At 58.5% G+C, this 24,913-nt stretch carries 24 protein-coding genes and 1 pseudogene; 7 read left to right on the plus strand and 18 right to left on the minus strand.

Annotated elements, in window-relative coordinates; translation table 11 throughout:
- Positions 1–306 precede the first annotated feature (306 nt).
- From ABC336_RS08840 to ABC336_RS08850, 3 genes are all read right to left on the minus strand, one after another.
- On the minus strand, positions 307–504 hold the full coding sequence (locus ABC336_RS08840) for a hypothetical protein (protein ID WP_413238309.1): 198 nt from the start codon (positions 502–504) through the stop codon (positions 307–309).
- 33 nt (positions 505–537) lie between these two features.
- The gene (locus ABC336_RS08845; protein WP_413238310.1) at positions 538–1,002 is read right to left on the minus strand and encodes a flavodoxin; all 465 of its coding nucleotides are present in this window, start codon (positions 1,000–1,002) and stop codon (positions 538–540) included.
- A gap of 378 nt (positions 1,003–1,380) precedes the next feature.
- Positions 1,381–2,184 carry a beta propeller repeat protein gene (locus ABC336_RS08850; RefSeq protein ID WP_413238311.1) on the minus strand — a complete coding sequence of 268 codons (804 nt, stop codon included), beginning with the start codon at positions 2,182–2,184 and terminating at the stop codon, positions 1,381–1,383.
- A 265-nt stretch (positions 2,185–2,449) separates the two neighbouring features.
- Here ABC336_RS08850 and ABC336_RS08855 point away from each other — a divergent pair, with 265 nt between their 5' ends.
- From ABC336_RS08855 to ABC336_RS08865, 3 genes are read left to right on the plus strand one after another with little or no spacing between them, the layout of a single operon-like run.
- On the plus strand, positions 2,450–3,226 hold the full coding sequence (locus tag ABC336_RS08855; RefSeq protein ID WP_413238312.1) for an ABC transporter permease: 777 nt from the start codon (positions 2,450–2,452) through the stop codon (positions 3,224–3,226).
- Positions 3,223–4,014, plus strand: a complete 792-nt coding sequence (locus ABC336_RS08860; protein WP_413238313.1) for an ABC transporter permease — start codon at positions 3,223–3,225, stop codon at positions 4,012–4,014. The genes ABC336_RS08855 and ABC336_RS08860 overlap by 4 nt, the downstream gene beginning before the upstream one ends.
- A 27-nt stretch (positions 4,015–4,041) precedes the next feature.
- On the plus strand, positions 4,042–5,010 hold the full coding sequence (locus ABC336_RS08865; protein WP_413238314.1) for an ABC transporter ATP-binding protein: 969 nt from the start codon (positions 4,042–4,044) through the stop codon (positions 5,008–5,010).
- Positions 5,011–5,022: 12 nt separating this feature from the next.
- On the opposite strand, the gene ABC336_RS08870 is transcribed toward ABC336_RS08865, so the two are convergent.
- Positions 5,023–5,271, minus strand: coding sequence for a DUF7667 family protein (locus ABC336_RS08870; RefSeq protein WP_413238315.1), 249 nt, complete (start codon positions 5,269–5,271; stop codon positions 5,023–5,025).
- Positions 5,272–5,787: 516 nt separating this feature from the next.
- On the opposite strand from ABC336_RS08870, the gene ABC336_RS08875 reads away from it, so the two are divergent.
- Positions 5,788–7,149 carry a TrkH family potassium uptake protein gene (locus tag ABC336_RS08875; RefSeq protein ID WP_413238316.1) on the plus strand — a complete coding sequence of 454 codons (1,362 nt, stop codon included), beginning with the start codon at positions 5,788–5,790 and terminating at the stop codon, positions 7,147–7,149.
- A gap of 95 nt (positions 7,150–7,244) precedes the next feature.
- Here the strand turns inward: ABC336_RS08875 and ABC336_RS08880 are convergent, their stop codons facing one another.
- The 3 genes from ABC336_RS08880 to ABC336_RS08890 form a co-directional block, all read right to left on the minus strand.
- Entirely contained in the window at positions 7,245–7,946 is a 702-nt protein-coding gene (locus ABC336_RS08880; RefSeq protein WP_413238317.1) for a DUF421 domain-containing protein, read from the minus strand.
- Between the two features lie 183 nt (positions 7,947–8,129).
- Entirely contained in the window at positions 8,130–10,175 is a 2,046-nt protein-coding gene (locus ABC336_RS08885) for a peptidoglycan D,D-transpeptidase FtsI family protein (RefSeq protein WP_413238318.1), read from the minus strand.
- Positions 10,176–10,286: 111 nt separating this feature from the next.
- Positions 10,287–11,357 (minus strand): lactonase family protein, encoded by a 1,071-nt coding sequence (locus tag ABC336_RS08890; RefSeq protein WP_413238319.1) that lies wholly within the window; start codon positions 11,355–11,357, stop codon positions 10,287–10,289.
- Between the two features lie 308 nt (positions 11,358–11,665).
- Between ABC336_RS08890 and ABC336_RS08895 the strand changes: the two genes are divergently transcribed.
- Positions 11,666–12,358: a hypothetical protein gene (locus ABC336_RS08895; protein ID WP_413238320.1), complete on the plus strand. Its 693-nt coding sequence runs from the start codon at positions 11,666–11,668 to the stop codon at positions 12,356–12,358.
- Positions 12,359–12,677: 319 nt separating this feature from the next.
- Here the strand turns inward: ABC336_RS08895 and ABC336_RS08900 are convergent, their stop codons facing one another.
- The 3 genes from ABC336_RS08900 to ABC336_RS08910 form a co-directional block, all read right to left on the minus strand.
- Positions 12,678–13,340 (minus strand): bifunctional 2-keto-4-hydroxyglutarate aldolase/2-keto-3-deoxy-6-phosphogluconate aldolase, encoded by a 663-nt coding sequence (locus ABC336_RS08900; protein WP_413238321.1) that lies wholly within the window; start codon positions 13,338–13,340, stop codon positions 12,678–12,680.
- Positions 13,341–13,431: 91 nt separating this feature from the next.
- Complete coding sequence (locus ABC336_RS08905) at positions 13,432–14,043, minus strand: TVP38/TMEM64 family protein (protein ID WP_413238322.1); 612 nt, start codon at positions 14,041–14,043, stop codon at positions 13,432–13,434.
- A 237-nt stretch (positions 14,044–14,280) separates the two neighbouring features.
- Positions 14,281–16,308 carry a beta-galactosidase gene (locus ABC336_RS08910; protein ID WP_413238323.1) on the minus strand — a complete coding sequence of 676 codons (2,028 nt, stop codon included), beginning with the start codon at positions 16,306–16,308 and terminating at the stop codon, positions 14,281–14,283.
- 137 nt (positions 16,309–16,445) lie between these two features.
- Here ABC336_RS08910 and ABC336_RS08915 point away from each other — a divergent pair, with 137 nt between their 5' ends.
- Positions 16,446–17,270: an AraC family transcriptional regulator gene (locus ABC336_RS08915; RefSeq protein WP_413238324.1), complete on the plus strand. Its 825-nt coding sequence runs from the start codon at positions 16,446–16,448 to the stop codon at positions 17,268–17,270.
- 17 nt (positions 17,271–17,287) lie between these two features.
- Here the strand turns inward: ABC336_RS08915 and ABC336_RS08920 are convergent, their stop codons facing one another.
- The 6 genes and pseudogenes from ABC336_RS08920 to msrB all read right to left on the minus strand — a co-directional run.
- Positions 17,288–18,484, minus strand: a complete 1,197-nt coding sequence (locus ABC336_RS08920) for an MFS transporter (RefSeq protein WP_413238325.1) — start codon at positions 18,482–18,484, stop codon at positions 17,288–17,290.
- Positions 18,485–18,720: 236 nt separating this feature from the next.
- The gene (gene kduD, locus ABC336_RS08925; RefSeq protein ID WP_413238326.1) at positions 18,721–19,476 is read right to left on the minus strand and encodes a 2-dehydro-3-deoxy-D-gluconate 5-dehydrogenase KduD; all 756 of its coding nucleotides are present in this window, start codon (positions 19,474–19,476) and stop codon (positions 18,721–18,723) included.
- A 76-nt stretch (positions 19,477–19,552) separates the two neighbouring features.
- Positions 19,553–20,308: a DeoR/GlpR family DNA-binding transcription regulator gene (locus ABC336_RS08930; RefSeq protein WP_413238327.1), complete on the minus strand. Its 756-nt coding sequence runs from the start codon at positions 20,306–20,308 to the stop codon at positions 19,553–19,555.
- Between the two features lie 66 nt (positions 20,309–20,374).
- Positions 20,375–21,205, minus strand: a complete 831-nt coding sequence (gene kduI / locus ABC336_RS08935; protein ID WP_413238328.1) for a 5-dehydro-4-deoxy-D-glucuronate isomerase — start codon at positions 21,203–21,205, stop codon at positions 20,375–20,377.
- Positions 21,206–21,339: 134 nt separating this feature from the next.
- Positions 21,340–22,014, minus strand: coding sequence for a phosphatase PAP2 family protein (locus ABC336_RS08940; protein ID WP_413238329.1), 675 nt, complete (start codon positions 22,012–22,014; stop codon positions 21,340–21,342).
- Between the two features lie 12 nt (positions 22,015–22,026).
- Positions 22,027–22,452: pseudogene (msrB, locus tag ABC336_RS08945) on the minus strand (peptide-methionine (R)-S-oxide reductase MsrB); the annotation flags it as partial.
- 326 nt (positions 22,453–22,778) lie between these two features.
- On the opposite strand from msrB, the gene ABC336_RS08950 reads away from it, so the two are divergent.
- The gene (locus ABC336_RS08950) at positions 22,779–22,943 is read left to right on the plus strand and encodes a hypothetical protein (RefSeq protein ID WP_413238330.1); all 165 of its coding nucleotides are present in this window, start codon (positions 22,779–22,781) and stop codon (positions 22,941–22,943) included.
- A gap of 155 nt (positions 22,944–23,098) precedes the next feature.
- On the opposite strand, the gene ABC336_RS08955 is transcribed toward ABC336_RS08950, so the two are convergent.
- Positions 23,099–23,755, minus strand: coding sequence for a histidine phosphatase family protein (locus ABC336_RS08955; protein ID WP_413238331.1), 657 nt, complete (start codon positions 23,753–23,755; stop codon positions 23,099–23,101).
- 87 nt (positions 23,756–23,842) lie between these two features.
- Positions 23,843–24,847, minus strand: coding sequence for a zinc-dependent alcohol dehydrogenase family protein (locus ABC336_RS08960; RefSeq protein ID WP_413238332.1), 1,005 nt, complete (start codon positions 24,845–24,847; stop codon positions 23,843–23,845).
- Positions 24,848–24,913: the final 66 nt, after the last annotated feature.

Below are 24,913 nucleotides of genomic sequence, written 5' to 3' on the forward strand. Positions count from 1 at the left end.
CTAACGACATTTTACCACAGATCCGTCTGATCGCGGAGAGCATGCGGCCAGCCTTAGCCGGCCTGGGCGGCTGCGAGCGCCTACCGCCCGCGAAACGCACGCAAAAAGGCCAGCCAGGGCAAGCTGGCTGACCTTTAATCGGGCGCAAGGCAGCCCCGAGCCGGCTGGGCTGCTCTGCCTTCGGGGCTGTTCTCTTCTCGCGCGCAGCTCCCAGCGCGCGGGTACGGCAGCAGGCAAGCGACAGCAGGCCTGGCCTGGTCACGGCCGATGCTGCCTCCGGTGGCCTGAACGTATGCGAGGCACCGGCTACAGATCAGGCTTATGCCGCAGCGGCAGCCTCCGGGACTCCCGTCCATACTGCTGAAGAAGCTCTTGGTCGGCTTTACGGTTGCTCAGCCGCAGCAACTCCTCGGCCACGCCTCCCGCGATCGTCCGCTCTGATCCCCGGCCACTGGTATCCGAGCCCTTCGCGGCCCGCCGGATAATCTCATACAGCACACCCATGATGATCCCTCCTCATACAGATTACATACAAGTCTAACCCTGTATAGCAGTCTCAGCGGCCAGTTGTGCCGCAAAACGCTTGCCATACGCGACACAATCCTGCTTCTCCTGACTGCTGGGGCTCAGCTCGATCTTTAGTCCCTCCTGCACTAGAGCTGCGCCGCATTGCTGCAGCTTCGCAGCCAATAGATCGACCGCCGCGCCAAACTCAGGATAGGAAGAATCTGCGGAACCGAACACCGCACAACGGCATCCGTCCAGCCGCACCTCGTCCATCTCCTCATAGAAATCCAAAAACTCGTCCGGGAGCTCGCCGTCTCCCCACGTATAGGCGCCGAGGATGATCCCCCGGTAACTCGCTAGATCGACCGCTGAGGCATCCATAACCGATTTGACCAACGGTTCGCCGCCTCCGGCACGCACGCCTTCTGCGATCGCTTCAGCCATCTCCTCTGTATTGCCTGTCATGCTTGCGTAGATGATGATAACGTCTGCCATGTGCTTCAACCTCCGAATTATATTTATATGCGCCGATGCGCATTTTAGAACGGAATGCCAACACGACTAAATCGGTGGAGGTAATGATAATCATTATCAATAAGTTTTAGAGGCGCTCCCCTTTAATTCGTTCAACCAGCCATACAAGGTGAAACGGCTCCGCCTAAACGTTTTGCAAAGCAAAACTAGCTTTGTAAGGATGCGGTGTCGCAAGTTTCATTCCGGAGAATGGCCAATCGCTTCCGCTGGATCGGACTCAGTAGAACCTAATTGCGACAGAGCGGGGGTTGGCAGCACCTTACGGACCGTGGTTCCGTGTATGCGGATATGCCAAAGGCAGCCCTCTGCCTGCCGAAGCAGGCAGCAGACGCCTGGCCCCTAACCTTCGAGCTGCAGGACGCCCTCGAACATCGTCGCCACATATAGGCTGTCGCCGTCGGTATCCATATCGGTAACCGGACAGCCGAGCTTCACCGAGCGCACCATCAGTCTCTCGCCGATACAGCTGACACGGTACAAGCCCCGGTTGGAGCAGAGGAACACGGAGCGGCCCTGCATAACGACAGAGAAGAGGAACAGGTGGTCGAACCGGATTCTCTCGAAGCCGCCCCTTCCATTGCTTTGGAGCAGCTTGCCGCTCTCTGTTACTGCGAGGACTCTGCCGGCTGCAACAGCCAGAGAGGTCACAGCGTCGCCCAGCGCATAGTCCATCCAGCTGTCGGTCAAGCGGTCATAGATGGCGATCCCCGTATTCAGCGCCAGGACGATAAATTGAGGCAGATACAAAAAGTCATATACAATCGATTCTCCGTAAGCAGACTTATGCCACTCCCCGTCGGTCTGGCTCCAGATCCCGTACTCTGTCGCCGCCATCGACAGCCTGCCGAGCTTCCGGAACTGATAGCATCCGATCGCAAGCGGCGTCGCTTCCCAGCGGTCGTGCCGGTACACCCACAAGCCAGTGCTTGTTGATGCGTACACCTCGCCTCCCTGGACATGAAGACGGTTCACATGCGTCTCCTCCGGCCAGCCTTCGTCAAGGCTCTCCCACTCCCCGGCATCGATCTTGCGCATGACTCCCTGCCCCATCGGCGCGGCGACCAGCGTCCGCTCATCGAACACCTTCACCGATGAGAAATGGAACAATAACCAGTCGCGCCCCCGCCCTTCTTGCTGTGACACGGCTTTCACTCCTTTACGCAGTCCCCTTGGCAGCCGGGGCATCCGCGGATTATGTATCACAAACCAACATCGTTGTTTTAACACGATTCCTTATCATCTTACTTGGTCTATTTTAAGTGATAATGATTATCAATGTCAAATAAACTTTTTAAAAAGGACTTGCCAACTCTTTTCATCGCTGCTATGATATTGCTCTCTCTACGCTATTTTTCACCTGCTCCACTGTAACGGTGCGATTCCAATCCGACTCAGATGGAGGTGCCGCATGCTTTTTCTTACCCTAGCCCGCAAGTCGTATATCCGCAATCTGCAATTTCGCGCTTCTCATCTCGTTCAAAATCTGGCAAGCGCCATCTTCGGCTTTATCTACATCTCGATCTGGACAGGCATCGGCGAGAGCCGGTCGCTCGGTGAATACGGCCTTAGCGGCATGATCAGCTATATCGCCTTCAATCAGGCCAGTATCTGGATCTCCGGTTTTCCCACGAACGGTCTCGGCATGGAGGCCAGCGTCCGCAGCGGCCAGATCGCCATGGACCTGATGCGCCCTGTCCATCTGTTCTATCACCTGATGAGCAAGGAATGGGGACAGACCGCCTATCAACTCGTGTACAAGTTCATCCCCATCTACATCTTGTACTTCTTTGTGCTGCCGCTGCATGTGCCGGACTCGCTGGCCGTTGTAGCCGGAACGGCGCTGGCGCTCGTCGTTGCAGGCTACATCGCGATCTGTCTGCAGTATCTGATCGGCGCAGCCAGCCTATGGACGACGGAGTCATCCTGGCTTGTCTATGTGAACTATGCCTTCAGCATGCTGCTGTCGGGCTTTCTGATCCCCGTCGAGTGGCTGCCTGGCCCGCTGTGTGCGATTAGTGCGTATTCCTTCTACCCTTACCTGCATTATGTACCTACCCGCATCTATCTTGGGATGGACTCGGTCTCGCTGCTGGCCGGCGGCTTGCTGTGGTGCGCGGCGCTGACGCTGCTGTGCGTGCTGACGACGCGTCTGATGCGCTACAAGGTGGAGGTGCAGGGCGGATGAACTGGCTGCGCATGTATACTATTTTGATCGCTGCCAGCATTCGCTCGCGTATGCAATACCGCTTCAACTTCTGGTTCTCGACGCTGATATCCGCCTTGGTCAATGCCGTAGAGTTCCTGATGCTGGCTGTCGTCCTCCTGCGCTTCGAGCATATCCAGGGCTGGACGCTCATCGAGTGCGGCTACCTGTACGGTATCCTGACTCTCTCGCGGGCCATCTATCGCTCGCTGGCCTCCGACGTCCACTATCTGGAGCGTTATCTGCTCTCCGGCGACCTCGACAAACTGCTGCTGCGGCCGGTGCCGATCCTGCTGGCGCTGATGACGCAGAACTTCAATCTGCGGTTCGGGGAGCTGCTGCAGGGCAGCGCGATTCTAGCCATCTGCATGAGCACGATGATGAGGGAAGGCCAGATCGGCTGGACAGCTGTAGCGCCTACGCTGATGGCGGTCGGAGCCGGCGCTGTCCTGCTCTTCGCCATCGGCTTGCTCAGCGTGACAACCGGCTTCTGGCTGACACGTACGAGCGTCCTGCAGAACTTCACCGAAGACGCCGCCAAGACGGCAGCCCAGTATCCAATGTCGATCTATCCCGGTTGGCTCCAGGGCGTACTTACCGGCATCATTCCCGTTGCATTCGTTAATTACCTGCCCTCGCTCTATATCCTGAAGGGAGAGCACAGTCCGCTCATCCTGCTCGCCTCCTGGGCCGTGGCGCTGACGCTCACCGGACTGGGCCTGTTGTTCTGGCGGGTCGGCATCTCCCGGTACCAGAGCACCGGCAGCTAAAAAACCGTGAGAGGAGAACCTCAAGACATGATTGAAGTCACTGACCTGCACAAGACGTTTCGGCTGCTGCAGCCCAAAAACGGTCCGTTCCAGACCGTCCGCATGCTGTTCTCAAGAAATTATGTAGACAAACAAGCGGTCAGCGGCATCAGCTTCCGCATCGCACCCGGCGAGTTCGTCGGTTTTATCGGCCCCAACGGCGCCGGCAAATCGACGACGATCAAGATGATGTCCGGCATCCTGCATCCCACTTCGGGCGAGGTGAGGATCGCCGGCGACAACCCCCATAAGGCACGCCGCGCGGTGGCGCGCCGGATCGGCGTGCTGTTCGGCCAGCGTACCAATCTGTGGTGGGATCTGCCGGTCCGCGACTCCTTCGACATCATCTCGGCGATGTACGGGATCGATGGCGCACGTAAGCATGCCCGGCTCCGTGAGCTGGTGGAACTGCTGGCACTGGATAGCTTCCTGGATATGCCCGTCCGCAAGCTGTCGCTCGGCCAGCGCATGCGGGCCGACATCGCCGCCGCCCTGCTGCACGATCCCGAGATCCTCTTCCTCGACGAGCCGACGATCGGTCTCGATGTGACCGCCAAACGCAGCATCCGGAAGCTGCTCGGCCAGTTGGGTCGCGAGCTCGGCAAGACAATTCTGCTAACAACGCACGATATGGACGATATCGAGCAGCTGTGCAGCCGCGTCATCGTCATCAATGACGGCCGGATCGGCTTTGACGGCTCCACCCTTCAGCTGCGCAGCCGGATCGGTCTGCCGACCGTCATCCACGTCACTTTCCAGTCGCCCGTATCGCTTCCGGAGCCGCCTTCTCCCCTGCTGACGCTCGTCAGCCAGGACGGCCGCCATCTCTCGGTAAGCTGCAACCGCGAGCAGCTGCGGCCGATGGATGCCCTACGTCTGCTGGAGACCTGCGGCAGGATCGAGGACGTCCGGATGGATGAGCCTGACTTCGAGGACATTATTCATCACCTGTACTAATTGCAGAGGCCGCTAGTAACGCTTAGTCGGAGGGACGCCGCCAAGGCGCTCGATCTCGGTGCAGATCTCGTACTGCCAGTTCTCGTCTTCTGTCATGGATGCAAGAAGCGACAGATTCCGGAGATTCGCAAGCTCACGGCAGTACGAAGCATTGACCGCCAGGCAATGCTCCATATCCATCTGTTCCGAATCTGTCAGTTCTCGCGTCCCGCGCAGCGTCCATAGCTCCGCGAGACGCTCGTGGATGGGTAGTATAGCCACCTTCATCCCTCCCTTTCCCAAATAACACTTTTGATCACGTAACAATGCTGTATAGTATAGTATTGCCAATCTGAGCCGGATGAAACGGGAGATGCCTGATCTTTTGCAAGGAAACAGGCCTGATTAACTGTCTATTTTTTCGGGGAATGTCATGCTTTCATCCCATATGAAATTTCATATTCATTTGGCATTTTTCTCGCGATAAGGCGTAATAAACATGAAATATCGTGTTCATTGCGCAGATTCACCGTAAAATGCCATAATGAAGCTGATTTTTCGAGTTCAACTCACGGCCATCGTCCCATCCCCCGGCTACTCCATAACACACGCGCAACACTTACTCTCTCCGCCGCTCCATTGCACACGCAAAACACGCTCCGCCCACACACGACTCATCTACACGGTACCTGCCATCCCTCGCCTGGCCGCAGCACTCCCTTTAGCACATGGATTGTTTGTCCGGAATCAGGTATGATTAGTGGCAATACTCTTGTGACGGAGGCGCAGCATCCCGAGATGAATGCACTATGGAAAACCTTTGTGAACCGTATCACCCCGACGCAATTTATCGTAATCGGCTATCTGGCGACCGTGATCGTCTCCACGATCGTGCTCCGGCTGCCGATCAGCTGGCGCGAAGGCATCCGTCTGTCCTGGATGGATGCGCTCTTCACGGCAACCAGCGCAGTCAGCGTAACAGGACTCACGGTGGTCAATACGGCCGAGTCATTCAGCGCATTCGGTAAAATCGCGCTGCTCTTCATGTTTCAGCTTGGCGGCATCGGCATCATGACGCTTGGCGTCTTCCTGTGGCTAATCCTGGGGCGCAACATCAGTCTGTCCTACCGCAAGCTGATCATGGTCGATCAGAACCGCAACAATCTCTCCGGCCTGGTTCAGCTGCTGAGGATCGTCTTTATCCTTGCTTTATATATTGAAGGAATCGGCACAGTGCTGCTCACAGTCTATTTCAAATGGGCCGGGTACTACGACGACTGGCTGACGGCGTTCGTCCATAGTGTATTTCATGCCATCTCGGCGTTCACCAACGCCGGGTTCGATATTTATGGCAGCTCGCTCTCGAACTTTGCTCAGGATTATGTCGTCCAGTCGATTACGATGCTGCTGCTGATGTTCGGCGCGATCGGCTTTCCGGTGCTGATCGAGCTGCGGGAATATTTCTTCGGCAAGCATGACCGGTACAAGTTCTCCCTCTACACCAAAGTTTCCGGCATCATGTTCTTTCTGTTAGTGTTGGCAGGTGCGGTCAGCATCTGGTTCATGGAGAAAGATCTGTACTATGCAGCGTTGCCCTGGCATGAGAAGCTGTTCTTCTCGCTCTTCAACTCTGTCACGACCCGCAGCGGCGGGCTGGCGACGATGGATGTAGCGGCCTTCAGCATCCCGACGCAGCTGCTGCTGGCGATCCTGATGTTCATCGGAGCGAGTCCGTCCAGCGTCGGCGGCGGCATCCGGACGACTACCTTTGCCGTGATCATGCTGACGCTCTACGATTATGCTCTGGGGCGCAATGATGTTCGTGCCTTCCGCCGCTCGATCAAGCAGGAGGATATCCTGAAGAGCTTCGTCGTCTTCACCGCCGCCTCGATCCTCGTTATCTTCAGTATGACCGTGCTCGCCTACACCGAGCAGAACCAAATCGCGCTGATCGCCCTGATCTTCGAGATCTGCTCCGCCTTCGGCACCAGCGGACTGTCGATGGGGATCACGCCGGAGCTCAGCACCGCGGGCAAGTGGATCATCATCCTGCTCATGTTCATCGGCCGGATCGGCATCCTCTCGCTGCTGTTCATCTTCCGCAAGCGCCGGCGCAAGCAGAGCTACCATTACCCCAAGGAAGAGATTATCATCGGGTAGGATACACAACGCCGGAAACCTATATTAAGTACAAAAAAAACCTCCGCAGAGGTTAGCCGGACAGGCTCGTTTGGACACGACGGTCGTCCGCGAGCCTATTTTTTTTTGCTGTTCTCCGGAGGATCATATTTGTCGACCAGCAGTTGTCCCTGATCGTCGATCTGAGCCATGAACACATCCTCGAATTTGATTTTCTGCTTGGCTAGCTCCTTGCGCAGCCAGTTCTCGTCATAGCCCGAGTCCCGCAAGGGCTTTGCCATAATTTTGTTGTCGATGATGACTGTCTCGGCCGGCAGATTCTCCTTGGGCTGCATTCCGAGATCAGCCCGGGTCAGCGGCTGTTGTTCGGACTTGAGCATCACATTCACCTTGCCTCCAGGCTCCATCAGCGCGAACTCCACATCGGCTATGCGAAATACATTGTTATCCCGCAACACGCCCAGCAGCTCGTCCACCGTCAGACGCTCCTTGGCTAGGTTGTTCTCGATCACGTTTCCTTTCTCGATCAATACGGCAGCCCTCCCGTCGATAATATTGCGCGCCCACTTGCTGTGGACTGTCAGCTTCTCCGCACCGACGGACACCGATGCCCACACCGCCAGCGACACCAGCCCCACATACCACTCCGTATCGGTATCGATCGAGATATAGCCGGCGATATTGCCGATGGAGATGCCGGTGATGTACTCGAACAGGGACAGCTGAGAGATCTGCCGCTTCCCCAGCACTTTCGTAATAATGAACAGCACGATCAGCGCCAGCATCGTGCGAAAGGCGATCTCCAGCCAATGCGGCATAGCGCACCTCCATGTGGAAAAGTATGCAACAGAGGTAGTATGCGCCGGGAATTGGGAAAAGATGTGACAGCTGCTTCCTCACGGCTGCTCCTAAAGCAGCACCGGCGCAGAACGTTTCATTCCGGCGAATCATAAATGCACAAAAACGCCTGCATGCGCTCGCATGCAGGCGTTAGAATAGCATCAGGGCTCCGGCGTCCCGGAGGGTTCGCCATCTACCGCTTGGGATTTCTTGGGTGTACCGGTCAGCCCGATCTCTTCATCATACGCATCGAAGATCTTGCGGGCGATCGGGGCGGCGCCCCAGCCGCCATAGCCGCCGTCCGGCACGACGACAGCTACCGCCAGCACCGGGTTTTGAGCCGGTGCGTAAGCGATGAAGACGGCATTCTCGAGCCTGCTGCGGTTGCCTACATCCTGCTGCGAGGTACCCGTTTTGCGGATGAAGTCGTATTCGAAGTCCTCGAACCCCTGGACGGGGACATTGCTCATGCCGCTCTGGACCACAGACCAGTAGGCATCAGGGATATCGACCTGGCTCATAATCTCCGGTTCGAACTCCTGGACGGTATTGCCCTGGGCGTCGGTGATCTTCTCCACAAACTGCGGCCGCAGCTTGTCGCCGCGATTGGCCAGCATCGTCGTATATTGCGCCAGCTGCAGAGCGGTGTAACGCCCTTGCTGACCGAACGACGCGTAGATAAGCGCAGACTGGGCGCTGCCGGTCTTGGCTTCATTGTAGTATTCGATGACGCCTTTGCTCTCATTGGGCAGTCCGCTGCCGGTCAGCTCTCCCAGGCCAAAATCGACCATATATTGATGCCAGATGTCCAGCCCATTCTTGCGGTTCAGGTACAGATTGTTGCCGACCATCGCCGACATGAACGCGTTGGAGGATTTGGAGATCGCCCGAGCCGCATTCAGAGAACCGTTGGCAGCATTGCTGGCATTGTTGACCCTTGCCTCATGGCCTTCCCGGCCAAAGCTGAAATACCCCGGATCATAATAGGTCGTCGTCGGCGTGAACAGTTTCTCGTTCAATCCGAGCAGGACGGAGAGCGGCTTCATCGTCGAACCGAGCGGCACCAGCGATGAAGGATGATTGCGCCCCACCTTCGGGTCCTCGTAATAAGGATATGCCTCGCGGATCGTCCCGTTGGGCTCGTAGAACTTCAGCAGATCGTACTGCTCCTGGCTCATGCCGTCGCTCCACACATTGGTATCATAGTCCGGCATGCTCGCCATCGCCACGACTTTGCCCGTGTTCACTTCCATCGCCACCGCATAGCCCGTCTTGGCATGCGGCGCATACTCCCGCCGGTTGCTGGAGCTGCGGATCTTGGCGAGGTGCTCCATGATGGCATCCTCGGTCTTCATCTGCACGTCACGATCGATGGTCAGATGCAGATTGTTGCCTTTCTCCGGCACAGTCAGCTGGACAGGCCCGATGATCCGACTCTGCGAATCGACGGGATACGTCTTGACGCCGTTTTTGCCCCGCAGCTCATCCTGGTACATCAGCTCCAGTCCTTCATAGCCGACCTTTTCTTTGTCCAGATATTGTTCGGCGGGCGGGAAGGATTTGTTGTTCATGAAGATGTCCCGGTATTTGCTGAGGCCGTTCTTCTCCCCGTAGAGAGAATTGAAGCCCTTCATATAGCCTACGAGCTGGACCGCGATCGTGTCCGTACTATAGTGACGAATGCTCTCCTCGACGATCTCGATGCCGGGGAACTTGTCGCGGTGTTCACTGAAGTACGCGATCTCCTTGGTGGTGAGGCCCGATTTGATCCGTCTCGGCTCGTAGACGTAAGTGAGCCTGCCGGAGATATCCATCATCTTGAAGATCTCTTCGGCGGTCAGCGACACCTGCTCCGGCTTATCGAAGACGCGCAGCTCCTCTGCCAGCAGCTCCGCCATCTCGCGCGCTTGCGTTTCTTTGACGCCCGGCTCCAGCGTATAGTACAGCGACTGGGTCGATGTCGAATAGGCGATCGGGAAATCCTCCCGGTCATAGATATTGCCGCGGATCGGCGGGATCAGCACATTGCGGGTGCGGTTGTCATGCTCTCGGGCGCTGAGCTCCGGACCCTCCACGAACTGCAGCACCGCCAGACGGACGATCAGCACCGAGAAAGCCAGGAAGGTGACGAAAAAAAACAGATTAAGCCGAAATGAAAACTGCCGTCGGTTGCGCGATTCCCGTTTCAATTCTTCCTCGGTAAGCATATTGTCAGCCCTCCTGCCGTTGCTTCTGCCTCCCATTATACTTGATTCCCGGGCCTCCCGCCATTCGTTCTTGATCGGTAAAGGCTACCGCAGGATGGCACGCGTGCCGGGTTATTCGATGACCGGAACCAGCTTCAGGCAGACGGGCGTGCCCGTCTCGTACCGCTCTCCCTGGGGCGCCGGCATGCCGTCTTCATCCAGCGCCATGACGACGATCGAGTCGGTATCCTGATTGGCAACCAGCACATGCCGGCCATCCGGTACGACGGCAAAATTGCGCGGCGTCCGGCCCTGGACCGACGGGCAACCGGTCAGTGTCAGCAGCCCGTCTTCATCGATCCGGAAGGTTGCCAGCGAATCATGGCCGCGATTGGATACGTACAGGAAGCCGCCGCACATGCTGACATGGATGTCGCCGCACGTATTGGCCTCTTCGAAGTCATCCGGCAGAGTAGGCACGGTCTGCATCAGCGTGAGGCTGCCGTCCTCAGGCCGGTACTTGTAAGCGGAGACAGTCGAGCTGAGCTCATCTGCACAATAGACGATCGGGCTCTCCGGGTGAAACGCCAAATGGCGCGGACCGGCTCCCGGCGGTGTCTCCACCTCGCCATGCAGTCTCAGCTTGCCGGCCAGACGATCCAGGTCGTAGACGACGATGCGGTCGGTGCCCAGATCCGGCACCAGCAACCTGCCGCTCCACGGCTCGGTGACGATCGAGTGCGGATGCGGACCATCCTGGCGGTCCTGCTGCGGGCCGGAGCCGGTATGCTCCTGCTGGTCGGCGAGCTCCCCGATCCGTCCCTCTTCGTCGATCGGGAACAGGCAGACGTTGCCGGAGGAATAGTTGACCGCGTACAGCCAATCACCGGACGGGTGGAGGCTGACATGACAAGCGTGCATGCCGGGGATCGGCTGGCGGTTGATCTCCTCGAGCAGACCGCTCTGCGGGTTGAGCAGATAGCCCACCACCTGGGGCTCATCCGTCTCGCAGACGGCATACAGCCGGTTGCGCTCCGTATCGACTGTCAGGAAGGAGGGCCGCTCCGCTCCCGAGATCCCGATGTCCTCGCGCAGACTGCCGGCCTGCGAGTCGAAGATCAAGTGGCGGATTGCCTCCTCCGCGGCGGATTGATAGGTACCGACATACACATGCCAGTAACGCTGATTATGTAAGGTAAGCATAGCGTAATCCCCTTTCCAGACTGGATATTGGTCTATCTCCTCATTAACCGTTCGCCGGGCGGTTCAAAACCGGACATGCGACAGGGGCGCCATCGTAACGTAGGGACATGTCTATGGTGCGTGCCGAGCCATACACTTCAGTGCTATGAAATAGGGCGGAGCAGAGTAGACATTGTGAACTTCTAAGGTGAACTTTAGGTGAAAGTGCGACGCCAGGCGAATACGCCGCTCCAGCGGCAGAAAGGGTCGCTGCTGCTTTGCGGGCCTGCGCGTTCGCCGCTCTAGCGGCAGAAAGGGGCGCTGCTGCTTTGCGGGCCTGCGCATTCGCCGCTCCAGCGGCAGAAAGGGTCGCTGCTGCTTTGCGGGCCTGCGCGTTCGCCGCTCTAGCGGCAGAAAGGGGCGCTGCTGCTTTGCGGGCCTGCGCATTCGCCGCTCCAGCGGCAGAAAGGGGCGCTGCTGCTTTGCGGGCCTGCGCGTTCGCCGCTCCAGCGGCAGAAAGGGGCGCTGCTGCTTTGCGGGCCTGCGCGTTCGCCGCTCTAGCGGCAGAAAGGGGCGCTGCTGCTTTGCGGGCCTGCGCGTTCGCCGCTCTAGCGGCAGAAAGGGTCGCTGCTGCTTTGCGGGCCTGCGCGTTCGCCGCTCCAGCGGCAGAAAGGGGCGCTGCTGCTTTGCGGGCCTGCGCGTTCGCCGCTCCAGCGGCAGAAAGGGGCGCTGCTGCTTTGCGGGCCTGCGCGTTCGCCGCTCTAGCGGCAGAAAGGGTCGCTGCTGCTTTGCGGGCCTGCGCGTTCGCCGCTCCAGCGGCAGAAAGGGGCGCTGCTGCTTTGCGGGCCTGCGCGTTCGCCGCTCCAGCGGCAGAAAGGGGCGCTGCTGCTTTGCGGGCCTGCGCGTTCGCCGCTCCAGCGGCAGAAAGGGGCGCTCCATCTGCGCGGGCCTGCGAGTTCGCCGCTCCAGCGGCAGAAAGGGGCGCTGCTGCTTTCATTCCGGTGAATTATAAGCTGATATAGGAGTGAAACATATAATTTCTTATAATTTCACAAAAGACGGGCCGATGAGGCCCGTCTTCGTGAAGGAATTACATGGAACCAATTAGCGCCGCAAGCTCTGACTGCTGCATCTTCGCTGCGGATGTTACTACAACTGCGCTCCAAGGCTAGTTTCTAGACTTACAGCCGACCAGACACCACACTTTCGGTGCTTTAAGGCTAGCTTCTAGACTTGCAGCGACCGGGCGGCATACTTTCGGCGCTCCAGTGCTAGTTTCTAGACTTACAGCAGCCGATCCGCCTGTCACCGCTACAGACCTGCTCCTCCTGAAACTTGCTCTTACGCCTTCGCTGCTTTGTAAGCGTCGATATACTGCGCCGCGCGCTTGGCAACCAGGCTGTAATCGCCCTTTTTGACCGCTTCGTTGGTCAGGTCCGAGCCGATGCCGACCGCTGCAGCTCCAGCCTTGATCCATTCGCCAAGGTTGTCCAGCGAGACACCGCCCGTCGGCATGATGTTAGCTTGCGGCAGCGGACCTTTGATCGCTTTGATCATGGCTGGCGAGTACAGATTGCCAGGGAACAGCTTGACGATATCGACGCCCAGCTCCAACGCCTCCTCGATATCCCGCACCGTCATCGTCCCCGGCATGATCGGCACGCGGTAGCGGTTGCACAAACGGACGGTGTCCGGATTCAATGAAGGTCCGACCACGAACTCGGCTCCGCTCAGGATCGCCATCCGCGCCGTCTCCGGGTCAAGCACCGTCCCAACGCCGATGACCGCATGCTTGTCGGGATCGGTTGCTGTGCTCGAATACGATACAGCCAGCTTCTCGATTGCCTTGAGGGCAAACGGGACGGTCATTGTCACTTCGATCGCCTTGATACCGCCGGCAATCGCCTGCTCGGCCATCTCGACCACTTCTTCCGGCGTATCCCCGCGCAGCACCGCCACGACGCCCAGATCAGACAGTTGCTGGACCAGCTTCAGTTTTTTCATAGGTTCGTTCCTCCAGACCGTTTCTATAATCCAATCTCATTATAGACCAGGCCCGTTCAGAAAGAAATGTCTGGTTCGCATGGATAGCGTCCTATAGCTCCGAGCTCGGTTCCTCCCGCTGGCGATCCAGCAGCAGAACGATGAGCAGGACCAGGATCAGAACCCCGCAAAACGCTATATAGCCCATCCACATCGACCGGATCTCCTTCTCCGGGAAGATGACTTCTGCGGTTAGCAGCATAAACAGCCACACCTGCGAGAACATGCCTACGGTCGTCGACCAGATATAGGCGAGCGGCTTGAGCGGTGACACCGCGGCCATGACCGAGACGATATTGCTCGGCATGAACGGCAGCGACCGCAGCAGGATCACGACCCATACGCCGTAGTTGTTCATGCGTGTCTGCCACTTGCGGTACTTCACCAGCCGTTCGCCGAAACGCCGGTCGATCCAGTTGCTCAGCAGCGTGCGGCTCAGGTAAAAACAGGCGATACTCGCCAGCGTGCCGGCAGCCCAACTGATCATCATCCCCTCGAACCAGCCGAAGGTGGTGACATGCAGCAGCAGCAGTGTCGCAAATGGGAAGATCGTTATAATCCCCTGGATCAGTGCCAAGGGGAACGTCACGAGCAGCAGATAATGGCCGTGAAGGCCGGTTAACGCGATAAGCTGCTCTATTGAATTCTCAATCCATTCCTGCACTAGATCCCATCCTGTCCGGTGTAATATCGCAGCTCAAGTCCGGGCAATCTGCGGAGTTTGTCCCTTCTATTATATCGTACCGGAGTGGAAATAAGAGCAAGAATGTGAACATCTGGGGGCAAAATAATTAAATATGTTGGCAGCAAGGGCGGAGCTTGACCTCCCAGCGGGACGACGAGACGCAAGCACACAAAGCACGGACACCGCAAACCCGGTGCCCGTTCCCTTGTACACTGTTTAAGCCTGCGCCAAAATCAGTACGCCCTTGGCCGGCACCTCGATGACGCCGGAGAGCGTCCGGTCAGCCAGCAGATCCGTGTAGCTGCGCTCGCCCGCATCGATTTCTCTTGGATCCGCCTGATGGTTCATGACGAACAGCAGCTCGCGGCCGTCCTTCTCCCGGCTGGTTACCTCGACGCCTTCGCTGCGCGGCAGCAGCGGCTTGATGGCTTTGTCCTCGCACAGATTGGCAAGCAGTCCCTGCAGGAACGCCTCATCCGGGCTGGACGCGATATAATACGCCTTGCCTTGGCCGAACTTGTGGACCGTGGCGACCGGCATCCCCTGATAGAAGTCTTCGCCGTAGCGCGCCAGCACCTCGGCGCCCTCGGCATGGATCAGGTCGCACAGGATGCTGCACGAGTAGCTGTCCTGCAGCGCGCCCCACGGCTGCTCCATGACGATCCGGTTCGTATTGCCAGGGAACAGCGCGTCGATCTCCTCGGCCCAGATGCCGAGCAGAGAGCGGAGCTCGCCCGGATAACCGCCCGTCGTGACCAGATCGTTTTCATTGACGATGCCGCTGAAGAACGTCGTCAGGAACGTGCCGCCGCCCTTCACAAATGTCTCCAGCTTCTGGGCATAGCCTGGTTTGACCATGTACAGGACAGGCGCGATGACGATATCGTAGCCGCTCAGGTCCTCCTCCACGCCGATCATGTCGACCTGGATATTCTGCTGGAACAAGGCGTCGTAGTATTTGTGCACCTCATCCACATACTTCAACGCGACCGATGGTCCGCTCGAGAGCTCGACCGCCCAGCGGTTCTCCCAGTCGAAGACGATGGCTACCTTGGCTTTCACCCGTGCATCCAGGATCTGATCGGACAGTTTGCCCAGCTCGCCTCCGAGCTCGGCGCACTCGCGGAATACCCGCGTATGCTCGTGGCCGACGTGTTCGATGACGGCGCCGTGATACTTCTCGCACGCCCCGATCGAACGCCGCAGCTGGAAGAACAGGACCGTGTCGGCGCCGCGCGCCACCGCCTGGTAGCTCCACAGCCGCATCACGCCCGGCCGCTTCAGGGAATTGTAGGCCTGCCAGTTCTGCTGGCTCGGCGTCTGCTCCATCAGCATGAACGGCTGGCCGCTCTTCAGCCCGCGCATCAGGTCATGCACCATCGCCGTGTAGCTGTAAGGCGTATCAAGCGACGGATAGTTGTCCCATGATATGACGTCCATATGCTTGGCCCACTCAAAATAGTCCAGCTCGGGGTAGGTTCCCATCAGGTTGGTCGTCACCGGCAGATCCGGCGTATGCTTCTTGACGGCATCGCGCTCCAGCTTGTAGCACTCCAGCAGACTCCACGACTGGAAGCGGCGGTAGTCCAGCGAGATGCCCTGGAAGTTCGTCCGATTGCCGTTCCATTCCTCGCTCAGTGCGTTCGGCGGTACGATCTCATCCCATTCATAGAAGGTGTGGCCCCAAAAGCGGGTGTTCCACGCTTGGTTCAACTTCTCCAGCGTCCCGTAACGGTCCTGCAGCCATGTACGGAAGCCGGCAGCGCAGTTGTCGCAATAGCAGTAGCCGCCGTATTCATTGGAGATATGCCAGATCAGGACGGCCGGGTGATCCTTGTAGCGCTCGCCCAGCTTGTCCGCGATCCGCTCCGAATAGAGACGATACGTCGGCGAATTGGGGCAGGAGTTGTGGCGGCCGCCAAACTTGCGCTTGCGTCCTTCATAGTCGACCCGCAGCACATCGGGGTAACGCTTGGCCATCCATGCCGGGTGCGCGCCGGTGGAGGTAGCCAGGCAGGTGTAAATGCCGTTCCGATACAGCCTGTCGATCGTGTCATCCAGAAATGAGAAGTCATAGGTGTCTTCATCCGGCTGGATCATCGCCCACGAGAATACATTGAGCGTCGCCACATCGATACCGGCCAGCTTGAAGATGCGGATATCCTCTTCCCAGACGTCCGCCCCCCACTGCTCGGGGTTGTAATCGCCGCCGTACCAGATCTTGGGCAGCTTCTCGTTGATCATAGTGGACACTTCCTTTATCATTGGATATATAACGATATGACCATTGTATCGCTCACCTGGAGCTGGGATATATATAAGATATCCGCATCAGCCTATCATAATCCGGAACCGCAACACCGCCTAAAGGAGGCTCGTCCATGATCCGTCCGCACCGCCGTCTCGAACTGACCCCGATGGGCGGGCAGTCCCTGCCCCTGTTCGCTGAGAGCCTCGGCCATAATAACGATCAGGAGCCGATCGTCCGCCCCGAGGGATTCCCGCATTATCACTGGATCCAGACGACCGCCGGGGAAGGCCGGATCCGGTTCGAGGGCAGAGAGCATGCCCTCCCGGCGAGCAGCGGCGTGCTGCTGCCCCCTCTTGTCCCCCACAGCTATGAAGCGGTGTCAGGGACCTGGGAGACGATGTATCTCACCTTCGACGGACCGATGGCACAGCCGCTGCTGCGCTCGCTCGATATGGATCGATCGGCGTATTACCGCTGGGAGCCTGATATGCCCTGGAGCATGCAGCGGCTGCTGGAGAAGCTGGAGCAGACGGAGGACCTCTTCGGGCTGACTGTCTCCAGCGAGGTCTACCGGTTCCTCATCACGCTCAGCAAATACGGCAAGCCGCAGGGAAGCGTTGCCTTCTCCCTGCAGCTGGAGCAGCTGCGTCCGGTCATCGAAGCGATGGAGGCGGAGCTGGCTGACCCGGAGCTCGGGCTGGCCGAACTGGCAGGGCAGCTCGGCATCTCGGGACGCCGGCTCAGCGACCTGTTCCGCCGCGCCTTCGGCGTCGCGCCGTATGCCTATCTGCTCAATCTCCGGATCCGCAAGGCCAAGGAGCTGCTCATCAGCCGCCAGGATTGGACCGTCAGCCATATCGCCGGGCAGGTCGGTTTTCGCGAACCCAGCCACTTCGTCGCCACCTTCCGCAAGCGGACGGGCTTGACACCGCTGCAGTTCCGGTCGCTTAACTAAATTTCCATCCCTGTCTCTTAGTCGGCATGTCCTCGCCGCTTGACCAGCCAGATCAGATTGAGCTGCAGCAATGCTGCCCCTACGAGTACCATCGGCAGGCGGATCGACGTCACATCCCGGGCGAACAGGATCAGCAGGCCGATCGACACCACCCTGCCGATGTTCAGGAAGAGCTCCCGCATGACCACCGACTCGATCCGCAACTGTCCCTTCAGCGGCAGTGTCCCCATGATCCGGTAGTAATACGAGGTCAGCGTGTTGATCGTGAGCGGATTGCAGAGCGAGAAGACGACCATGAACGTGACAACCGACCAGGTGCTGATGTCGATCAGCAGCACCGCAGCGCCGCAGATAACCCCGATCGAAGACAGCGTCACATAACGGTACGCATGCTCTTCTCTCGCTTTGCGGGAGATGATGAAGCCTGTGACAACGGTCAAGAAGGCGAACAGCACGCCCAAATAGCCGACCCAGTCCTCCCGGCCAACAGTCTGGAACAGCAGAATATTGGGCAGGAACAGCATGATGCCCTGCAGCAGCCCCAGCACCAGGAAGCCGATCAGCGACAGCAGCCAGCTGCGGTTGCGCTTCAGTACGGCGCCTACCAGCTTGAGATAGTACGTCCGGTGATGCGAGGTGATCGTCGGGATCCGGAAGCTGATCACCGCCGCTATGAAGAAGCTGACGAAGGCGATGCCGAAGGTCATCACATAACCCGAGAGACCTTCGCTGAGCTGGATGATATAGCCCGCCAGAGCCGGACCTGCGAGGCCGGCAGCATTGAAGACCATCATATTGATCGCCAGGAAGCGGATCCGGTTCTTGTCGGTCGAGACGTCGTACATCAGGACCAGATACCCCGTCCAGTAGAAGCCTTGGGCCAGCCCGCTGAACAGCGCAAACCCGACATAGAAGTCTACCACCCGCTCCTGCGCGATGATGACGCCGAGATAGAATAATGCGATCAGTACAATACCTAACCGATAGGTGACCATCCGGTCTTTTTTCTTGGCGATCCATCCGCCCAGCGCAAAACCGAGCGGCGTAATGAAAAAGACAATGATATTATAAACTCCGTTTACAAGCAGATCCCCGGTAAGGCGCCACAGGTAGAGATTAAGGAACAGCCCGGACATCGACGCCCCGAATTGAAAGCAGCCGTGAATGATCAGCGACGTCACCGCTTCCTTCGAGAGCCTTCGCTCCAACGGCACGGGATTACGTCTTAAAGCGAAACGGGATAAACCCCTCATGGTCTGTCATCGTCCTTCCGTCCCGACACGGTAAGCCGGGATCTTTCTTAAGTTGACTCTGATCATTATAGCACAGAAGCCCGGCGGCTCAGGGGGGATTTCTTATGGCATCTGGTCAGTGATTTGCGTGAGGCTCGAGTAACAAAAGAAGATCGCTCCTCTGCTGGTCCAGAGGATACGATCTTCTTTTTACCCAATTATCTAACCATCCATCCCCCGTCGACATTAAGGAGATGGCCGTTCACATAATCCGAAGCAGCAGAAGCCAGGAAGACGGCCGCTCCCTTCAGGTCAGCGCCGGAGCCCCAGCGGGCGGCCGGGATGCGCTCCAGGATCGACCGGCTGCGGTCAGGGTCGTCGCGCAGCGCCTGGGTGTTGTCGGTCGCCATATAGCCCGGCGCTATCGCATTGACCTGGACGCCCTTGGCCGCCCATTCGTTAGCGAGCGCCTTGGTCAGCCCGGCTATCGCATGCTTGCTGGCTGTGTAGCCCGGTACGTTGATCCCGCCCTGGTAGCTCAGCATCGAGGCGATATTGATGATCTTGCCCGAGCCTTGGCTGAGCATCCGTCTGCCGGCTTCCTGACACAGCGCGAAGGCCGCATGCAGATTGACCTGCATGACCTCCTGCCAGTCCGTCAGCGCATGATCGGCGGCCGGCGTGCGCCGGATGATGCCCGCATTGTTCAGCAGGATATCGAGCCGGCCCAGCCCGTCCACAGTCTGCTGTACGACACCAGGCAGCAGAGAGGTGTCCGCCAGGTCAGCCTGGATGACGATAGCCTTCCGGCCCAACGCCTCTACTTCTGCTTTCACCTGCGCGGCGCTGCTGCTGCCTACGACCAGTGCGATATCTGCTCCCGCCTCCGCCAGTCCCAGCGCCATATCTCTTCCCAGCCCGCGCCCGGCGCCGGTCACTAACGCGGCTTTGCCGCTCAGATTAAATAGATTCATGTCCTCATCCATCCCTTCTATGTCCAGGTGTGTTGCCCAAAACGCCATACCGCAGGCAGGCGCACAGGCTTGCCTGTCACACCCGTTCGATGTGCGCGCCTTGAGCCAGGAATGGCGCCTGTGCTGCATCGCCCAGCTGTACACCGGTGATGAAGCGGTCCACCTCCTGGAGCGTCGCAAATGTATGCAGCGCCCCCTTGCCGAACTTGCTGTGATCTGCCACACAACACACGGTGCCCGAGGCGTCCACCAGCAGCCGCTTGATCGGCAGCAGCTCCGCTGTAAAGATCGTCAGTCCATACTCCGGATGGATCCCCGTCGCGGACAGGAACAGCTTGTGGATATTCATCCGCCGCAGCCAGTCCAGCGATTCCGGTTGGATCAGCAGGTTGTTCTGACGGTAGCCGCCGGGGACGACCAGCCGGATCTGATTCTTGAGCGCCAGTTCGCGGATGATCATGATGTCATTGGTCACGACGGTCAGCGGCATGTTATCCAGCCTTCGGGCGATCGCGAGCGTCGTGCTCCCGTTGTCGAGGGCGATAATATCGTGAGGCTCGACAGCCTGCGCCGCTCTGGCTGCGATCGCTTCTTTCTCCTCCAGCTGCCGCGTGTTCGGAAAGCTCGGCGGGTACAGCCCTTCCCCCTTCTCCTCGCAGGGTACGGCCCCGCCGTGGATCCGTTGCAGCAGTCCCCGCTTCTCCAGCTTCTCCAGGTCTTCCCGGATCGTCTTCTCCGTCACCTGGAGCCGGCTGCTCATCTCCGATACTTTGAGCGAGCCGTGTTCAGCGAGTTGATCCATGATCGCTTTGTGTCTGTCGATTGCCAGCATCCCTGCCACCCGTCCTTCGTCCTTAATTAGCGAAGCAAGTGCCGGGCTTGGTCGTGCTCCGGTCCTTTACTTCAACGTCTTCATATCGGTAACATCCATGTCCTGGAAGGTGTAATTCTCTCCAGCCATGACCCAGATAAATGAATAATTGCTCGTCCCCGCTCCCGAATGAATCGACCAGCTCGGCGAGATGACTGCTTGCTCATTGGCCACAACCAGATGTCTGGTCTCCTCCGGCTCGCCCATCAGATGAAATACCCGTGCATCCTCTTGCAAGTCGAAATACAGATAAGCCTCCATCCGGCGGTCATGCACATGGGCGGGCATCGTGTTCCAGACGCTGCCCGTCTTCAGGATCGTCACTCCGAGCATCAGCTGACAGCTCCTCGTGCCGTCCTGGTGGATATACTTGTAGATCGTCCGCTCGTTGGAGGTCTCGATGGTACCGAGATCCGTAGGCGTAGCCGTGTCGATAGCCATCTTCGCCGTCGGATGATCGGCGTGGGCCGGGGCCGAGGTAATATAGAGCTTGGCCGGACTGCCGCTGTCTTGACTAGCCAGCTTGACCTCCTGGACGCCGCGGCCGATGTACAGCGCATCCAGCCGATCGAGCGTATGGGTCTCCCCGTCAACCGTGATGATGGCGGGCCCGCCGATATTGATTATACCAGCCTCGCGGCGTTCGAAGAAGCTCCCTACATGCCAGGATGGATCGGCTGCCAGCGCGAGCTCCTCTTGGATGGGCTGTGCGCCGCCGATGATCAGACGATCGTAATGGGAATAAGTCAGGTGGACCCGGTCAGCCTCGAACACCTTTTCGATCAGAAAATGCTCCCTTAGCTCGGCAGTATCCATCCCTTTGACTTCTCCAGGGCTGGACGCATGACGTACTTTCATTACATAACTCCTCCTTCGGTTCGATAAGGTTCGAATATGTTCACTATAACATAAACATACATAATCAAACAAGGACCTTGACTTCACGGCTGTCGTGAAATCAAGGTCCTCCTTGATAAACATAATGGCTTCTGCTAGCGGCGAAGACGCAACAGTTTGAGGCTTAAGATGCAAGAAATCAGCCAGATGCCGCCGGCCGCAAAGCCTGCGATCACATCGCTGGCAAAGTGCACGCCCAGATAGATGCGGCTGATCCCGATCGCCATCGCAGTCAGAACGGCTACGACATTAAAAACCCAGCTCAGCCGCCATCTGTTGCGGAAGTAGCGATACAACAAATAACCTAACATGCCGTAAAAGCATATCGACACCATAGCATGCCCGCTCGGAAAACTGAAGCCTGAAGCCTCCACCAGAAACTCCAGCTCTGGACGTTCCCGTCCAAAAAAAGCCTTCAGCGTGTAATTGAGCAGCCAGCCCCCGCCCAGACAAACGGCAAGGATGACAGCATCCCGGCGCTTGTCGGCAAACCAAAACAACAGGGCTGCTACAACAAGCAAAACGGTCTGGACCACCCCGTCGCCCAAACGGGTAATACCTCGCATCACCGTACCGACCGCTTCCCTTGTCCCCATGAGCTGCTGCAGGTGATAAAGCACCGTCTCGTCGAAGACAATCAGTTCATCGTCCAGCAGCTGCTCCGCCAACTCGAAGAATATCAGTGTCAGCAGCCCAGCGGCAATCCCCAGCAGCAGATAACCGGCAATCCTGCGGGCTCCGCTGGACCCAAGGCCCCTGAAATTGGACATCAGCGGCCCCGGTTATTTCTCGAACAGCTGTTTGAACTCGCCGTAGCCTTCCTGCTCCAGCTCATCACGCGGGATGAAACGCAATGCTGCCGAATTGATACAGTACCTGAGGCCCGTGGGCTGCGGACCATCATTGAACACATGGCCCAGATGCGAATCGCCTTCCGTGCTGCGCACCTCGGTCCGCACCATGAAATGACTAGTGTCCGTCTCCTCTTTGATCTGCTCCGCTCTGAGAGGCTTAGTGAAGCTCGGCCAGCCGCATCCCGAATCATATTTGTCCAGCGAACTGAACAGCGGCTCCCCGGAGACGATATCGACGTAGATCCCTTCGCCCTTGTGATCCCAATATTCATTGTGGAAGGCAGGCTCCGTTCCGTTCTGTTGGGTAACCTTATATTGCATCGGCGACAGCTTGCTGCGCAGCGCCTCTTGATCCTTATTCATGCCTTATCCCTCCTGGTTGGTTGGTCACTTCTTATATACCCGATTCTCTTGTCATTTTATCATAGTACCGCGTGATTCCCAACTGACGGTAAGGGATTTGTAATCAAATTGAAATGTCAGCTTCATCAACCATTAACATCGCCGGGGTATACTCTATTCAACCCCCTTTTTTGATATAGCATGACTCTTTGGACCCGCAGCCCGGTTGCTGCGGGTCCCTTTGTGTGTTCAGCTATTACTGCTGCTTCCCCTCGATGACCCGGTTGCTTCGGCCGGAGCAGGCAAGTTACAATATAACAGACACAGGGGGTGAGTTCGTGATGTTTACCTTCAAAGAAAAGCAATATATGCTGCAGTTGCTCAAGCAGGAGCAGCGGCGCACATGGTTCGGACTCAAGAAAACGCCCGAGGAGCATGCCCGGTTGGTGGAGAAGCTCGAACAGATGATCCGCAACGAGCAAGTGAACCGCGAGCATCTGTAACCCCGAACCGGCGCTTGCCCAGTAGGCGCAGCGCTCGCTTTGCCCGGGTGCGGGCGCATCCAGGTAACTTTTGTTACTTGGTTCGACGCATTCGCCCGCAGCCTGTGAAAGCCGCTCTTCCGGCCCGCAAGCGCGCTGCCACTTTGGACCGTGGCCTAGCCTTTGACGGGCGCCTCGCGGTAGTGACTGGTATCGCCATGGAGGAGGATCTCATAGTCCGGGTGTGAGCCCTCGATGTGGCAAAGGCAGGCCGGGTAGATATAAGGCAGCTGCCAAAGGTCCTTGAGCGGACGCGCTTCGAAGCGAGCCATCAGCAGCTTGAGGACGACGGTATGGGTGACGATGAGCACCGATTGCCCTGCATGCTCCTTCAGGATCTGCTCCAGCACCGCCGTCGCACGCGCCTCCACCTCGCGGAACGTCTCGCCGCCTGCGACCAGGAACGATTCCGGATCTTCCCAGAAGGCCGCGAACCGCTCCTGGTACTGCTCCTTGATCTCCTCTTGCACGCCGCCTTCCCACTCGCCGAGATTCATCTCCAGCAGTCCATCGCTAGCCTGGATCGCCAGTTGCCGTTCCCCTCGGATGATCTCAGCCGTCCGCATCGCTCTTGTGCTGCTGCTCGCATAGATGGCATCGAGCGGCTCCTCCTGCAAGGCGTCCGCCAGCCACCCGGCCTGTTGCAATCCGAGCGGCGTCAATGGCGAATCCTGGTGCCCCTGAAAGCGATGCTCGACATTCCACTCCGTCTGACCATGCCGGACCAGGTAGATCCGGGTCTTGCTCGCTACTCCCTCTCTTTGTGTCGCCATAGCGTTCACCTCTCCTTACGATCCGTTAGGGCTGAATTCGTCAATTACCTCACGCATATTACTTATATCGGTCACTTCCGTCAGCTCCTATATCAATAGAAGCTTCCCCGCGCCCGGCAGCTCCGCAGCCTGCACCGCCTGCACCACATCGGCCAGCGCATAGCGACCCGCAGGCTCCGCCAGCGTCAGCCGACCGTCCGCCATCATCAGCAGCAGCTGCGACAGCTCTGTTCGCCAGCGCACGATCGGCACACGGTCATTCCAGTGCCGCAGATGGAACAGCTCCACCCGCGCCCCCGTCTCAGCGGCTACCTCGCTCCAAGCTACCGCCTCCCCCGACAACAGGCCGACCGTGAGCAGCCGACCGCCGGGACGCACACAGCGAGCCAGCTCTGCCCCCGCAGCCCCGCCTACAGAGTCGATCGCCGCTGTCGCACTTCGCCCGCCGGTCACAGCCAGGACTGTCGCCCGCAGGCTTCCGGGTTCCCTATCCGCATCCATCCCGGGCACATGAACCACCACATGGGCAGCGCCCAGCCGTTGCAACACACCCTTGTGACGGCTATGCCGCACCACTGCGATCAGTTCGAAGCCAAGCATCCGCGACAGCTGGGCATAGATCCGCCCAAGCGCCGAACCGCACGCATTGACCAGCAGCGAGTCGCCCTCGCGCAAGCCCAGTACGTCCGTACAGGTGACCCATGCCGTCAGCGGGTTGATATAGGCTTGCGCCGCCGTATCATCGCAGAGCCGATCCGGTACCTCGACGGTCGTGGCCGATGGCACCCGTACCAGCTCCTGCCAGGTGCCCTCGCCTCTGAGCGGCAGCACCCGGCGGCCGATCAGCCTCCTGTCCGCCGCATCGCCTGCCTCGACGACGATCCCCACGCCTTCATAGCCAGCAAGCGCCGGAAGACGGATACGATGGGCATAGGCACCGCGAATCGGGATCAGATCAGACGGATTGATCGGACGGGCCTGCATCCGGACGAGCAATTCTCCAGGGCCCGGCAGCTGCGGACGGACCCGCTCCACCTGCAGTACCTGCCAGGGTTCTCCGAACCGTTCGTAGATGACGCGCTCCGCCTGCATGGACAACAACCCCTTTCTTGCTGATGTGTTTTATTATAGCGGGGCGGCAAGCCGCTTGTCATGTGT

This window comes from Paenibacillus jepli (assembly GCF_047238105.1).
GTDB lineage: Bacteria > Bacillota > Bacilli > Paenibacillales > Paenibacillaceae > Paenibacillus_D.